10 protein-coding genes and 3 pseudogenes are annotated in these 16,005 nt (G+C 40.4%); 8 read left to right on the top strand and 5 right to left on the bottom strand.

The genetic code is table 11. The features are described 5' to 3' along the window. Positions 1-3: 3 nt before the first annotated feature. The 3 genes from ACU8V8_RS10265 (at position 4) to ACU8V8_RS10275 (ending at position 3,954) form a co-directional block, all read left to right on the top strand. Entirely contained in the window at positions 4-1,212 is a 1,209-nt protein-coding gene (locus ACU8V8_RS10265; protein ID WP_446887399.1) for an ABC transporter permease, read from the top strand. 100 nt (positions 1,213-1,312) lie between these two features. Then, positions 1,313-2,641: a sigma-54-dependent transcriptional regulator gene (locus ACU8V8_RS10270; RefSeq protein WP_446887400.1), complete on the top strand. Its 1,329-nt coding sequence runs from the start codon at positions 1,313-1,315 to the stop codon at positions 2,639-2,641. Beyond that, on the top strand, positions 2,641-3,954 hold the full coding sequence (locus tag ACU8V8_RS10275) for a sensor histidine kinase (RefSeq protein WP_446887401.1): 1,314 nt from the start codon (positions 2,641-2,643) through the stop codon (positions 3,952-3,954). Before ACU8V8_RS10270 ends, ACU8V8_RS10275 begins: the two co-directional genes overlap by 1 nt. A gap of 44 nt (positions 3,955-3,998) precedes the next feature. On the opposite strand, the gene ACU8V8_RS10280 is transcribed toward ACU8V8_RS10275, so the two are convergent. After that, a complete protein-coding gene (locus ACU8V8_RS10280; RefSeq protein ID WP_016709200.1) occupies positions 3,999-4,337 on the bottom strand; it encodes a Grx4 family monothiol glutaredoxin in 339 nt (112 codons plus the stop codon). 276 nt (positions 4,338-4,613) lie between these two features. Between ACU8V8_RS10280 and ACU8V8_RS10285 the strand changes: the two genes are divergently transcribed. From ACU8V8_RS10285 to ACU8V8_RS10300, 4 genes and pseudogenes are all read left to right on the top strand, one after another. Then, positions 4,614-5,195: a superoxide dismutase gene (locus ACU8V8_RS10285; protein WP_446887402.1), complete on the top strand. Its 582-nt coding sequence runs from the start codon at positions 4,614-4,616 to the stop codon at positions 5,193-5,195. Between the two features lie 235 nt (positions 5,196-5,430). After that, a complete protein-coding gene (locus ACU8V8_RS10290) occupies positions 5,431-7,353 on the top strand; it encodes a PrkA family serine protein kinase (RefSeq protein WP_446887403.1) in 1,923 nt (640 codons plus the stop codon). Between the two features lie 31 nt (positions 7,354-7,384). Then, positions 7,385-8,668, top strand: a pseudogene (locus ACU8V8_RS10295) (YeaH/YhbH family protein). Positions 8,669-8,689: 21 nt separating this feature from the next. Beyond that, complete coding sequence (locus ACU8V8_RS10300) at positions 8,690-10,204, top strand: SpoVR family protein (RefSeq protein WP_446887404.1); 1,515 nt, start codon at positions 8,690-8,692, stop codon at positions 10,202-10,204. A 22-nt stretch (positions 10,205-10,226) separates the two neighbouring features. On the opposite strand, the pseudogene ACU8V8_RS10305 reads toward ACU8V8_RS10300, so the two are convergent. Both ACU8V8_RS10305 and ACU8V8_RS10310 read right to left on the bottom strand, forming a co-directional pair. Next, a pseudogene (locus tag ACU8V8_RS10305) lies at positions 10,227-11,188 on the bottom strand (diguanylate cyclase). A gap of 4 nt (positions 11,189-11,192) precedes the next feature. Further along, positions 11,193-12,197, bottom strand: coding sequence for a response regulator (locus tag ACU8V8_RS10310; protein WP_446887405.1), 1,005 nt, complete (start codon positions 12,195-12,197; stop codon positions 11,193-11,195). Positions 12,198-12,509: 312 nt separating this feature from the next. Between ACU8V8_RS10310 and tpx the strand changes: the two genes are divergently transcribed. After that, positions 12,510-13,091: a thiol peroxidase gene (gene tpx, locus ACU8V8_RS10315; protein WP_446887406.1), complete on the top strand. Its 582-nt coding sequence runs from the start codon at positions 12,510-12,512 to the stop codon at positions 13,089-13,091. A gap of 75 nt (positions 13,092-13,166) precedes the next feature. Here tpx and adk read toward each other — a convergent pair. Then, positions 13,167-13,810: pseudogene (gene adk / locus ACU8V8_RS10320) on the bottom strand (adenylate kinase). A 175-nt stretch (positions 13,811-13,985) separates the two neighbouring features. Then, positions 13,986-15,899 (bottom strand): molecular chaperone HtpG, encoded by a 1,914-nt coding sequence (gene htpG / locus ACU8V8_RS10325; protein WP_446887407.1) that lies wholly within the window; start codon positions 15,897-15,899, stop codon positions 13,986-13,988. Positions 15,900-16,005 lie beyond the last annotated feature (106 nt).

Below are 16,005 nucleotides of genomic sequence, written 5' to 3' on the forward strand. Positions count from 1 at the left end.
ATCATGTTAGAGATAAAACCGATATTTCATGCCCTTTGCCGCTCAAAGGTTGGCGCAATACTTTTACTTATTCAAATTGCTATCACCACAGCTATTGTTAGTAATGCAGCATTTATTATTCAAGATAGAATTGCTTTTTTAAACCAAGAAACAGGCTATCCAGAGCAAGACTTGTTTAAATTTAATGTGATGACCTTTGGTAAAGATGTCGATTTAAGTCAACAGTTTGAGTTAGATGAAGCTATGATAAGAGCCCTTCCAGGGGTCGAAAGTGCAGCGCAAAGTAGCAGTATTCCGTTATCTGGCAGCGGTAGCGCTTCTAGCTTTAATTTAAAGCCGGCACCACAAGAAAGCAAAAGTGTGCGCACCGCTTATTTTTTTATTGATGAGCACGGCCTAGACACATATGGCGTAAAATTAATTGCTGGGCGTAATTTTACTGAGGCTGAAGTACTCATTACAAATTCACCAACAGATAGAACAACCAATGTCACTGTCGTGACCAAGGCTTTAGCCAATGAGCTTTTTTCTGAGGGAGATGCACTAGGTAAAACCATTTATTTTGGTGACTTACCGCTAAAAATAATAGGTATTACAGCGCCAATGAAAGGCCCGTGGTTAAAAGACTCACACCCAAATAATGTGGCTCTTATTCCTTATATTCAGGCTAAAACTTACGCTCAATTTGCCGTTAGAACAAAGCCTGGTCAACGCGATGCTGTGATGAAAGATATCGAAAACCTGATGCTTAAAAATTACAGCAAACGCGTAATTAATAACATTAGAGGACTCGATGAGTTAAAAGATCAATATATGGCTGCGGATAAACTTATGATGCGTATGCTCATTGTACTCATCACTATATTAGTGCTAGTCACGGCGCTGGGCATTTTTGGCTTAACCTTGTTTAATATCAGTAAACGGACTAAACAAATAGGCACTCGGCGTGCACTTGGAGCGAGAAAATCAGCCATTATTAATTACTTTCTAGTTGAGAATGCGTTGATTTGTACTATGGGTTTAGTCCTCGGTGTCATTTGCGCATTATTGCTAGGTCAGTTTTTGATGCAACACTTTTCGATAGCCGCTTTACCATCGAGCTATATTGCAATTACCGCAATTATGGTGCTTATTATGAGCCTTCTGGCAGTATTAGGGCCCGCTAAACGCGCAGCGAATATATCGCCAAGTATCGCAACAAGAACAATATAAAGCGACTCCCAACCTATGCTACACTGACTTAACACGGTGTAGCATTTTCACTCATTACTTAATAAAAATAGTACATAATAAAAACAGCGATTAAACACACATGGAAAAAATACTTATCGTTGATGATAACCCTGCCATTTTAGAGGCGCTATCATTACTGCTCGAGATACATGACTTTGCTGTAGTGACAGCTGCGACCCCATTTGAAGCAATACAAACCGTGCAATACCAACGGATTTCCTTAGTGATCCAAGACATGAACTTCACCGCAGATACCACCTCAGGTGAGGAAGGCAAAGCATTATTCTACCAGTTACGTGCTATCAACCCCCATTTACCGATTATTTTGATAACCGCTTGGACTGAACTTGAAACCGCAATAGAGCTAGTAAAAGCAGGCGCCGCCGATTACCTACCAAAACCTTGGGATGATAGTAAATTACTCACCTGTGTAAATAATTTAATCGAATTAGGTAAAGCTAAACAAGAAAACGCAACCTACCAGCGCCACCAGCAAGAGCGAACTGCCAACCTAAACAATGCAGACTTAGTCGGCTTGGTATATAAAAGCACCGCCATGGAACGTATTTTAACTATGGCTATTCAGGTAGCAAAGTCTGATGCATCGGTGCTGATCACAGGCCCAAACGGCAGCGGTAAAGAGCGCATAGCGCAAATTATTCAAGCAAATTCGTTATTACATGATCAGCCTTTTATCACGGTAAATGCCGGTGCCCTACCCGATGAACTTATTGAAGCCGAATTATTTGGTGCAGAAGCTGGCGCTTATACAGGGATTACAAAACAACGGATTGGCCGCTTTGAGGCGGCTGATGGTGGTACCCTGTTTTTAGATGAAATTGGCAACTTGCCACTGTCTGGGCAAATGAAATTACTCCGCGTTTTGCAAACCGGTGAATTTGAGCGCTTAGGCTCAACCCACACTCGCAAAGTCACTGTGCGGGTCATTTCTGCCACCAACGAGAACTTACACACAGCAATTAAGAATGGTAGATTTAGAGAAGATTTATATTATCGGCTCAATGTAATCGAGCTTAATTTACCTAGCCTCGCTGAAAGACCCGATGATATTTTACCGCTTGCGCAACATTTTTTAAATAACCGTGAGCTTACCCTAGACACAGAACAAGCATTACTGGCACACCATTGGCCTGGTAATGTGCGTGAACTTGAAAATGCCTGCAAACGCGCTGCGGTTCTTAATCCGGAGGGTATTATTAACTTAGCTGATTTTGCGCTGCAAACGAGTACGCCAGCAAGCCCCCTTGTAAAAACCCAAGTAACGAAACAGCAAATTGAAGATGCTATGCATCAACATCATGGGGTTATTGCCAAAGTGGCGAGGCAATTTGGAATGAGCCGCCAAGCGCTCTATCGTCGTTTACAAAAGTTTGAGATTGACTATTAATGACCCGCAATACTCTGCGTTTTAGCCTCGCTCAGCAACTCATCATTATTTGTGCCGTTGCCAGTTTACTCCCTATCTGGTTAATTGCTTGGATAACAGAACTTTCATGGCCCTTAGCTGTTGGTTTTAGTGTTATAGCTATTATCATTAGTAGCTATTTTGCCTTTCGTTTGGCCAGTCCTTTAGTGAAAGGCATACACTCATTAGAGACTGGGTTACTGAATTTTAAAGATGGCGAGCTTTCATCACTGCTTGCTTATAACAGTAATAATGAAATTGGCGATTTATGCCAACTATATAACCAAACGGCAAAGCAACTACGCCAAGAAAAACAATGGATTTACCAGCGTGAGCTGATGCTAGATAAAGTACTACAAAGCTCACCGCAAGCGGTTATTTTAAAAAACGACCAAGGCTTTATTGTTTACAGTAACCACAGTGCCAGAGACTTACTCAATGCACAAAGTGCGCTTGAAGGAAGTCAGCTGACACACCTTTTAGACGGTGCCAACCCGCAGCTAGTTCACGCTCTGGAGCGAGAAGTTGACGGGCTATTTACGATAGATAACCAGCAGCAAGAATCACAAACTTGGCATTTATCAACCGGCAAGCTGCTACTTAATAATCAGTATCATACTTTATATGTGTTTAAACAATTAACCCGTGAATTAAGCCGCCAAGAAGTAGAAGTATGGAAAAAAGTAATACGCATCATCAGCCACGAGCTTAATAACTCTCTCGGCCCTATGTCGTCCATGTTACACAGTGGTAAAATCCTCAGTGAAAAAGTCGATGAGCCTAGGCTCAGTCGGGTATTTTTAACGATTGAAGAGCGTATTAAACACTTAAATGAGTTTGTCCAGGGGTACGGTAAGTTTGCCAAATTACCCACCCCACAACTTACTCGCATTAATTGGCCACAGTTATTAAAACAGTTACAGAATCAATGGGCATTTTGTTTGAATGCACAAGCTGATGTAACTACCTATGCCGATCACACACAAATCGAGCAACTATTAATCAACTTATTAAAAAACGCCCATGAGTCAGATTCAGACATCGAGCATATACACGTGAACTTATCACAGGATGTAAATTGCACGCGCATAACAATCAGCGATCAGGGTAAAGGAATGAGTGAACAAGTGATGGCTAATGCATTGATCCCGTTTTATTCCACCAAAGCGACAGGCAGTGGTTTAGGGCTGGCATTATGCCGTGAAATAGTTGAGGCACATCATGGTCAAATTAGCTTACATAATCAGCCTTATGGCGGTCTCAGCGTGCATGTAGTCCTACCAAATAAGCAATAAAAAAGGCCGCAATAAAGTGCGGCCTTTAAGCATTCGCGAGCAGATTATTCTGCGTCTGCTTCTTTATATTTTGCAGCTGTTTCTGTGATCAATGGTTGTAATTCACCACGTTGAAACATTTCGATGATAATGTCACAACCACCGATTAACTCGCCTTCAACCCATAATTGTGGGAATGTAGGCCAGTTAGCATATGCTGGAAGTTCAGCACGGATATCAGGGTTGAGTAAAATATCAACATAAGCAAACGGTTCACCGCATGACATAAGTGCTTGAGATGCTTGTGAAGAAAAACCACAATTTGGTAATTTAGGCGATCCTTTCATGTAAAGGATAATTGGATTTTCAGAAATTTGCTGTTTAATTTTATCAATGGTTTCCATCTACAACCTCAAAGTGACGATAGCTGAACATATTCATGGCTTGAAAAATTTTCATTTAGCCTCATATATGTATCTTAAAGTGGGCAAATAAAGCCACAATCGAAATAGTCTTGCATTTGCAACGCTGTTTGGCATTGCTGTTTGCTAAAACTTGAGTAAAATACTCAACAATTATAGTAACACTATAATCCCATTTGGTATAGGTAACGACCCTGTTTGTGCGGGTATTAACTATTACTATTTGGACTATCAACCAAAAGAAGATGGAGATAAAAAATGGCATTTGAACTACCGTCACTACCATATGCAATTGATGCACTTGAGCCACATATTTCACAAGAAACTTTAGAGTTTCACCATGGCAAGCACCACAACACTTATGTAACTAAACTTAACGGTTTGATCCCAGGTACTGAGTTTGAAGGTAAATCACTTGAAGAAATCGTATGTTCTTCAACTGGTGGCGTATTTAACAACGCTGCACAAATCTGGAACCACACTTTCTACTGGAACAGCCTATCTCCAAACGGCGGTGGCGAAGCAACGGGCGCGGTTGCTGATGCTATCAATGCTAAATGGGGCTCATTCGACGCATTCAAAGATGCCTTAAATGATAAAGCAGTTAACAACTTCGGCTCTAGCTGGACTTGGTTAGTTAAACTTGCTGATGGCACTTTAGACATCGTTAATACATCTAACGCTGCAACTCCACTAACTGAAGAAGGTGTTACACCTATTCTTACAGTTGACCTGTGGGAACACGCTTATTACATCGATTACCGTAACGTGCGCCCAGACTACCTAAAAGGTTTCTGGTCACTAGTTAACTGGGAATTTGCAAACGCAAACTTCGCATAATTAACTAAACAATTAGTTATAAATCGATAAAAAGACGCTACGGCGTCTTTTTTTATAGCTGGCATTTAGTGCCTAATACGTACTCATTACTAAATCTGATCACTGTGAGAATATTTCAATTAAATTCTTAATTTTATTGCGCAAAGAATCAAAATCGTGACTACCCTTAAATTAACCTTTGCTTTTTCTTTCATTCAAAACTGGTTTTTTTAGCGGGTTTTCGGAGGTTTCTACTATGAGTATATTTGAGCATTATCAATCACGATACGAAGCAGCAAAAGAAGAAGAGTACAGTATCGAAGAGTTTCTCGATATTTGTAAAAAAGACAAAGCAGCCTACGCCAGCGCGCCTGAACGATTACTCATGGCTATTGGTGAACCAAACATGGTCGATACTTCAACTGATGCCCGGCTAAGTCGATTGTTTTCTAATCGCGTTGTTGCTCGTTACCCCGCCTTTAATGATTTTTATGGTATGGAAGATGCGATAGAACAAATTGTGTCTTATTTAAAACACGCCGCCCAAGGCTTAGAAGAATGTAAACAGGTGCTTTACCTACTTGGCCCAGTTGGGGGCGGTAAGTCTTCTATTGCTGAAAAACTAAAATACCTAATGCAACAAATTCCGATTTACTCAATTAAGGGATCGCCAGTAAACGACCACCCACTCGCCCTTTTTGATGCTAACGAAGATGCCGAACTACTAGAAAAAGAATACGGTATTAAGCCGCGTTATTTAAAAACCATTATGTCGCCATGGGCAACTAAACGACTACATGAATTTAATGGTGATATTAGCCAGTTTCGAGTAGTAAAACGCTATCCTTCAATTTTAAATCAAATTGCTATTGCAAAAACTGAACCCGGCGATGAAAACAACCAAGATATCTCTGCTCTGGTAGGTAAAGTGGATATTCGTCAGTTGGAGCATTTTGCCCAAAGCGATCCAGATGCTTACGCTTATTCAGGCTCATTGTGCCTTGCGAATCAAGGTTTAATGGAATTTGTTGAGATGTTTAAAGCGCCTATTAAAGTGCTGCACCCACTTTTAACAGCAACCCAAGAAGGTAACTACAACGGCACCGAAGGCATTAGTGCCCTGCCCTTTAATGGGATGATTTTAGCCCATTCAAATGAGTCTGAATGGCAAACCTTTAAAAATAATAAAAATAACGAAGCATTCTTAGATCGGGTTTATATTGTCAAAGTCCCTTATTGCTTGCGAGTCTCTGAAGAGATCAAAATTTACAATAAACTGCTTGAGCACAGTGAGCTCTACAATGCGCCATGTGCGCCTGGCACACTCGAAACGTTAGCTAAATTTACCACCTTGTCGCGTTTAAAAGAGCCTGAAAATTCGAGTATTTATTCAAAAATGCGCGTTTATGACGGTGAAAGTCTCAAAGACACTGATCCAAAAGCAAAATCATATCAAGAATACCGTGATTATGCCGGCGTAGACGAAGGCATGACTGGGCTTTCTACCCGCTTTGCGTTTAAGATTTTATCTCGGGTATTTAATTTTGACACTCTTGAAGTTGCTGCCAACCCGGTGCATTTATTTTACGTACTTGAGCAACAAATTGAGCGTGAGCAGTTCTCTGCTGACGTAGAAGAACGCTACCTGAGTCATCTAAAAGGTTACCTCATTCCTCAATATGTTGAGTTTATCGGTAAAGAGCTGCAGACCGCGTATTTAGAGTCCTATTCAGAATATGGCCAAAATATATTTGACCGTTATGTCACCTACGCCGATTTTTGGATTCAAGATCAAGAGTACCGCGATCCAGACACCGGCCAATTATTTGACCGGGCAGCGCTTAACGCCGAGCTTGAAAAGATTGAAAAACCAGCGGGTATTTCTAACCCGAAAGATTTCCGTAATGAAATAGTCAATTTTGTATTACGGGCACGCGCCCATAATAATGGTAAAAATCCGCTTTGGACCAGTTATGAAAAGCTGCGCACTGTAATTGAGAAAAAAATGTTCTCAAATACCGAAGAGTTATTACCCGTTATTTCATTTAATGCTAAAACCTCAGCAGAAGATCAGAAAAAACACGAAGACTTTGTCAATCGCATGGTCGAAAAAGGCTACACCCAAAAACAAGTTCGCTTGCTATCTGAGTGGTACTTACGCGTTCGTAAATCACAATAGTAAGCGACTGATGTACTTTTAGGGGGTCTCTATGGCGCATTTTATAGACCGTCGCCTGAACGGTAAAAACAAGAGCACGTTAAATCGTCAACGATTTATCAGGCGTTATAAAAAGCAAATAAAAGAAGCGGTGGCTGATGCAATTAACAAACGCAGTGTTACTGACACCAGCAGTGGCGAAAATATTTCGATTCCGCAACGAGATATTAGTGAGCCTATTTTTCATCAAGGCAAGGGGGCGATAGAGAACAAATACATCCTGGAAATGACCAATTCTCTACCGGGGATAAAATACAACGCCCGCAAGGGGGGCAAGGTGGTGGCGCTGGTGAAGGCGAAGCAAGTGACTCAGGTGAAGGCCAAGATGATTTTGTATTTTCAATATCAAAAGATGAATACCTAGATTTACTGTTTGAAGATTTAGAGCTGCCCAATTTACAGCAGAACCAGCTTGATAAATTAGTGCAAATGAAAACTCACCGCGCGGGGTTTTGCAGCGATGGTATGCCCAGTAATATTGATATTGTTCGTTCATTACAAGGCTCCTTAGCCAGACGCGTCGCTATGAGCGCCAGTAAAAAACGCCGCTTAAACGAGCTTAACGAACAACTTGCCATACTGCTAGCAGAAGCAGAGCCCGATTTAGCTGCAATAACCTTGTTGGAGCAAGAAATTGCGCAATTAGAGCTGCGAATAAAAGCAGTGCCTTTTATAGATAATTATGATTTACGTTTTCGTAACTATGAAAAACAGCCTCACCCCACCAGCAAGGCCGTGATGTTCTGTATTATGGATGTATCAGGCTCAATGGATCAGGCGACCAAAGACATGGCTAAGCGGTTTTATATTTTGCTGTATCAATTTTTAACCCGTAGCTATAAAGACATAGAGGTGGTTTATATACGCCATCATACCCAAGCAAAAGAAGTGGACGAGCAAGAGTTTTTTTACTCCCAAGAAACGGGCGGTACAATTGTTTCAAGTGCGCTTAAATTAATGAACGAGATAATTAAAGAACCGCTACAACACATCGCAGTGGAACATATACGCAGCGCAGGCATCCGATGGTGATAATTGGGCTGATGACTCACCTCAATGCTCTGAAATTTTACGTAATAAACTGCTCGCAGATGTGCGTTATTACGCTTATATAGAAATCACCACCCGAGCACATCAAAGCCTCTGGCGAGAGTATCAAACTATTAGCCAAAGTCATGATAACTTTGCCATGCAACATATTAAATCTGTTGAAGACATTTACCCTATTTTCCGCGAGCTATTTAAGAAAAGTCGTCAACATCAAGGTGCAGCATAAATTTCGCAACGAGGTATTTATATGACCGATAAACGAATAAGTGATGGTCCTGATTGGACGTTTGATTTGTTGCAGCAATATCAAGACGAAATTGCGCGTGTGGCCGAGCATTATCGTTTAGATACATACCCTAACCAAATTGAAGTGATCACCGCAGAACAAATGATGGATGCTTATTCAAGTGTGGGTATGCCTATTGGATACAGTCATTGGTCTTATGGTAAAAAGTTTATTCAGACCGAGCAAAACTACAAACGTGGGCAAATGGGTCTTGCCTACGAAATTGTTATTAACTCAGACCCTTGTATTGCCTATTTAATGGAAGAAAACACCCTTCCCATGCAAGCGTTGGTAATGGCTCACGCTTGTTACGGCCACAATTCATTCTTTAAAGGCAATTACTTATTTAAAACGTGGACTGATGCCAGCTCTATTATCGACTATTTATTATTTGCCAAAAATTATATCGCTCGCTGTGAAGAAAAATATGGTATCGATGATGTAGAAAACCTTATTGATTCATGTCATGCCTTAATGAACTATGGCGTTGACAGATATAAACGACCTCAGCAAATTTCACTTTTTGAGGAGCAAAAGCGCCAGCAGGAACGTGAAGAATATATGCAATCTCAAGTCAATGAGCTATGGCGTACAATTCCAACACATCAGCAGGAAACAAAAAAGCGAGAGCAACACTTCCCTTCTGAGCCACAAGAAAACATTTTATATTTCATTGAGAAAAACGCGCCATTATTAGAATCATGGCAGCGAGAAATTATTCGCATTGTACGCAAAATATCGCAATACTTTTATCCGCAAAAACAAACTCAAGTCATGAACGAAGGCTGGGCAACGTTTTGGCATTATACTATTTTGAATCACTTATATGATGAAGGTAAGCTTACAGATTCATTTATGTTGGAGTTTTTGCAAAGTCATACCAATGTGGTGTATCAACCGCCCTATAATAGCCAGTATTACTCAGGTATTAACCCTTATGCTCTGGGTTTTAATATGATGATTGATATTCGTCGGATTTGTGAGAACCCTACCGAAGAAGATAAACAATGGTTTCCTGAATATGCCGGAAGTGATTGGCTGGATACGCTACATTTTGCAATGCAGAACTTTAAAGATGAAAGCTTTATTAGTCAGTTTTTATCTCCGAAGCTGATCCGCGACTTTAAACTCTTTACTATTATTGATCATGAAAAAGACCCGACCTTAGAAGTAGGAGCTATACATGATGACAGTGGCTATCACAAAGTGCGTGAAGCGTTATCTGCGCAATATAATTTGAGTAATCTTGAACCAAATATACAGGTTTTTGATGTGGATGTGCGTGGTGATCGCTCATTAACTTTGCGCTATGTTCCACATCAAAACATTCCGCTAGCAAAATCGCAAGATGAAGTGTTGAAACACCTTTATAGACTATGGGGCTTTAAAGTTAAGTTAGAGCAGCAATCACAAACGGGTGATGTGAGTATCCTTGGCCAGTGCCCGCTAGATGACTCGAGGCACAGCACAGAATAAAAATGACGCCAATGCGTCACTTTTATAGGTTCTTGTAATCGGTAATGCAGTTTCGGCCATTACCTTTGGACGCATAAAGGGCTTTATCAGCTGCTTCAATCCATTTTTCATAACGTTCAAAGCTGTCATCAAAGCTAGCAAAGCCAATGCTAACCGTCATTTTAATTTGTCGTTCATCAAAATAAATAGATGAATTTTCAATTAGGCTACGTAACCTTTCAGCAAAAGTCTCAGCACCTTCTTTATCACTATCAAGTAGAATTACAGCGAATTCTTCGCCACCATAACGTCCTGCGATATCCGTTTCTCGCAAGGTTTTACGCAGTAAGTCGGCAATATGACGTAATGCTTCGTCGCCGCAACGGTGACCATATTCATCATTGATTTTCTTAAAGTGATCAATATCAAACATCAATAAAGTACATATACCTGAATTACGTTTTATGCGTAAAAATTCTTGCCGTAATGTGTTCTCCCAATGGCCGCGGTTATTCAGTTGGGTTAATGCATCGGTTTGGCTCATTTGTTCAAGCTTGCGGTTAACGTCTTCTAACTCTTTTTTATTTACCGCTTCATCTGTTACATCATATAGGATAACGCAGATGTGACTTACCTCCCCATGGTATTTGATAGCGGGATAAAAGTCGCATTTTGGTACATATGATCCGCTTTACCTGTGATTGGCCTATAGTTTTTGAAGCGAAAAATATACGGCTGTTGCTCCCAAATAGTGAATGAGCGATTCTTTAGAACAAATACGGATTCTGACTTACTACGAAACCACTTTTCATCGATAGACGGAAATAAATCAAATAAATCTTTATCTTTAACCGCACTCGGCAACATACCCGAGTGATTTTCCATAAAGCCATTCCAAATACACACTTTATAGTCACGGTCGAGCACCACTAAACCGACATCGACGGTGTTAAACATATCCATTAACCAATGGATTTCATTCATATTAAAATCAGCTGCTGGCATAATGTTAGTCTTCTAGTAGGTAAGCAACTTTGTATTTCAAAGTTTTAAGTGAATCTTCGGTAAATAACAGCATAAGGTCACAGTTAATATTATGGTTTTCAATACCGTAGCTTATCTCTATTGCTAAGGTACGTTGCCAACGGGATTTATTAGCTTTCACTAAATCGGATACATCACAGTGTTGGCCTAATACTACGGGGTGGCCTTGGCTAAATGTCATATCTAATTGACGTGATAGCCCTGTTAAAATAGCGCCAATTAAGATATTACTGATATCCATTAACAGCTCAAGCTCAACTTTATTATTTAGCTCACCTTGGTAATTCATTAGTGAAGCAATTTCTTTAAAGCTTGAATCATTTAATAATAAAAGAGCTTCCCCTGAAACACCACCACCAATAAAGCCTTGGCATACACCCGATGTTGAGGCATTTGCATCAATAGAACGCAGAGCCATATCGAGTTCGTTCACTTCAAGGATATTCACATTAGGAATTGGGAGCTCAACAAATACATTAAGAAGACGGGCAAGCAAGTCCCCAGCTTGCCCCATAGCAACATTCGTTAGCTCTTGGTATATATCTCTTACATCCGGGTCAACCTGCTCACCAAGCTGATGAGCAAGACGCTCGCGCATCGCTTTGTCTTTAATACCGTGATGCTCAATGATGTCGGCAAGCTTTTGCGCGTCGCAAGGCTTTTGGATAAAATCAATAGCCCCTAAGTCGAGCACTCGTTGATGAGCATTTGGCTGAATATCACCAGAAACAACAACAGTCAATACCGACAATGACTGCTGCTGAATGGCTTGCAGTACTTCATAGCCATCCATTTGCGGCATATTTAAATCAAGAAATAGTATTTCGGGCTGAATCGCTTTGATTTGCTCGATACAGTGAACACCATCCTCGGCAAACTCAACTTTGATATCCCAATCATCAGGTAACGAACGTGCCAGTTGACGTCGCGCTAGCTTTGAGTCATCACAAATTAGTACCGATGTTGACATAACTTCTCTCTGTTGTTTCAGTTGTATACAGCTAAGCTTACAACCTTCCTTTATTATTATTTGTCAGCTAATAAACATTTATTACTGCATTATGTTAATCAATGTAACCAGCATTTACAATTCTAAATTCGTATATTGTCACTTAGCGCAAGGTAAAAGCTAACTAAATATTAATAACTCTCTGTAGTCAGGTATTGATAGCTGTAATAATGCTTTCATTGTGAAAACTAATTACGCAGTATAAATCCTTGGTGCTCTGTGTTGATTATAATACACTGAGCGCAATTGCGTTAACTCTAAAGGAAATACCTTATGCTTCGTTTAATCACTTTTGCATTATGTACATTTTGTTCTGCGACTTTTGCGGCTAATCTAGCCGAAAATAGCCTAGATGCAGGTAAAGTTTCTGCTCAATCAAAACCAATTACACTACTTGGTACTGGGGTTGAAGTTTCGCAACAAGCGCCTAATTTTAAAGTTGTCAATGACTCTTTCTCACCAATAACATTAAATGACTATAAAGGTCAGGCGGTACTTATTAGTGTTGTGCCAAGCCTAGATACCGGAGTGTGTAGTATTCAAACCAAACACTTCAATGAAAAGGTGGCCGATAAGTTTCCCAATATTGTGATGCTTACTATCAGTGCTGACTTACCCTTTGCACAAAAGCGTTTTTGCAAAGCCGAGAATATAGATAAAGTTACCGCTTTATCTGATTCAGTATGGCGTGACTTTGGTCAAAATTATGGGTTGATCATTAAAGATATGGGACTTCTTACCCGTGCTGTATTTGTTTTAAACAGTGAACATAAAATTGTGTATAAGCAGCTTGTTGATGATTTATCAAAAGAGCCTAACTATGATGCTGTGATCAACGCAATGAACGCGCTTTAAGCCACCATGGTTTACTAAAATAGTAAAGATAGAAAAAAACCGCCAAATTTGGCGGTTTTTTACTTTAGACGTTTATTAGCCTAACAATTCACCAAGCTGTTGACTTACCGCTTCAACTGCTTGAGTACCATCTAATTTATGGTACTGGGTGTTACCCGCTTTCGCTTCTGCTTGATAATAATCAACCAATGGCATTGTTTGCTCATGGTATATACCTAAACGTTTACGAACTGTTTCTTCAGTATCATCGGCGCGGATAATTAAATCTTCACCGGTTACGTCGTCTTTACCTTCCACTTTTGGCGGATTATAAACAACGTGGTAAACGCGACCAGAGCCAGGATGAACACGACGTCCCCCATACGTTCAACAATGATTTCATCAGCTACGTCAAACTCAATAACGTGATCAACCACTACGCCATTTTCTTTCATCGCGTCAGCTTGCGGGATCGTACGAGGGAAACCATCTAGCAAGAAGCCTTTTTCACAGTCATCTTTGGCGATGCGCTCTTTTACTAGACCAATGATGATGTCATCAGAAATTAACTGACCCGCATCCATTACTTTTTTAGCTTCTAAACCCAGTGGCGTGCCTTCTTTAATCGCTGCACGTAACATATCACCAGTAGAGATTTGCGGAATACCGTATTTGTCCATCAAAAACTGAGCTTGAGTACCTTTACCTGCACCCGGCGCGCCCAAAAGAATAATGCGCATATCATTGTCCTCGGTTGATACCAAACTGAAAAAGCAGTTCAGTAATATTTATTTTTAAAGCCTGAATTCTTCCATAAGCGCCACAGATACTCAAGCAACTTATACTAATTAACTAGCCGTAGAATGCAAAAAAGGGACTTTCGCCCCTTTTTCAATCAAATGCTTAATTTAGCAATTACTTGCTCATATCTAACATTAATTTATTTAATCGAGTCACAAAACCCGCTGGGTCTTTTAATGTACCGCGCTCTGCAAGCAAGGCTTGATCAAGTAGCACATGCGACCACTGCGCAAATTTGTCTTCGTCTTGCTCAACATTTAAATGCTTCACAAGTTGATGTTCAGGGTTTAGCTCAAAAATTGGTTTTGCTTCAGGAGCCGCTTGACCTACTGATTCCATTAGCTTTTGCATTTGTGAACTCATGTCGTTGTCATCCGCAACCACACATGCTGGTGAGTCCGTTAAACGATGTGTAAAGCGTACGTCTTTTACGCTATCACCCAGTGCTGTTTTAATACGTTCAACTAAGCCTTCTACTTCTTTCTCTGACTCTTCTTGTGCTTTCTTCGTTTCTTCATCATCCAAGTTACCTAGGTCAAGATCGCCTCGGGTAATTGATTTGAACGGTTTTTCTGAAAACTCTGTTAAGTGGCTCATCATCCACTCATCAACACGGTCACTCATTAATAATACTTCGATACCTTTCTTACGGAAGATCTCTAAGTGTGGTGAGCTTTTAGCTGCGGTGAACGAATCAGCAACAACATAGTAAATCGCATCTTGCTCTTCGTTCATACGCTCAATGTATTGCTCTAATGAAACATTCTGAGCTTCTTCATCTGTATGGGTTGAAGAAAAACGTAGTAATTTAGCAATCGCTTCTTTGTTGGTCGCATCTTCAGCTGGACCTTCTTTCATTACTTGGCCAAACTCATTCCAAAATACTTGGTAATCATCGGCTTTATTTTTCGCCATGCGTTCAAGCATTTTTAAAATACGTGAAGTACACCCTTTGCGAATAGCTTGTGTTACTTTGTTATCTTGTAAGATTTCACGTGATACGTTCAGCGGTAAATCGTTTGAATCAAGTAACCCTTTTACAAAGCGTAGGTAGCTTGGCATAAACTGCTCAGCGTCATCCATTACAAATACACGTTGTACGTAAAGTTTTAAGCCACTTTGACGCTCACGGTTCCATAAATCGAAAGGCGCTTTTTTAGGGATATAAAGCAGGCTTGTGTACTCAGTCTTACCTTCAACTTTATTGTGACCCCAACTTAGCGGCTCTTCCCAGTCATGACTTACATGCTTATAAAACTCTTTGTATTCATCTTCTGATATTTCAGACTTATCACGCGTCCAAAGTGCTGTAGCGCGGTTAATGCTTTCCCACTCACCTGGAACAGCTGGGATTTTCTCACCATCTTCACCTTCAGACTCAGGTACTTCTGCTTTATACATTTGTACCGGTGTAGAAATGTGATCCGAGTATTTAGTGACAATGCTACGCAAACGCCACTCATCAGCAAACTCTGCTTCGTCTTCACGAAGGTGTAAAATAATGTCTGTACCACGGCCTTCTTTTTCAATCTCTTCTAGGGTGTATTCGCCTTCACCTTGTGATTGCCATTCAACACCTTTTTCTTCGCCGGCTTTACGAGTACGAACAGTTACTAAGTCCGCCACAATAAACGCTGAGTAAAAACCAACACCAAATTGACCAATTAACTGCGAATCTTTGCTTTGGTCGCCAGTTAGATTTTTAAAAAACTCAGCAGTGCCTGATTTTGCAATGGTTCCCAGTGAGCTGATAACTTCGTCACGGGTCATACCGATACCGTTATCTGAAATTGTCACTGTTTTTGCATCTTTATCTGCACTGATACGAACACGTAAGTCCGCATCACCTTGGTATAAGTCACCATTTGAAAGCGCTAAAAAGCGTAACTTGTCAGCCGCATCTGAGGCATTCGACACAAGCTCACGTAAAAATATTTCTTTATTTGAATAAAGTGAATGGATCATTAGGTTTAATAGTTGTTTAACTTCTGTTTGAAAGCCTAATGTTTCTTTTTGTGCTGCAGTCATTGTGTAAATCTCCAATTAGCAAATTGTCTGCGTTATGCACTTAATATGGGGCGCGCCGTTCGAACTTCAAGGGATAAATTAAAAAAGGTTTCTTATTAAATCAAAA

The organism is Pseudoalteromonas sp. SaAl2 (genome assembly GCF_052947895.1).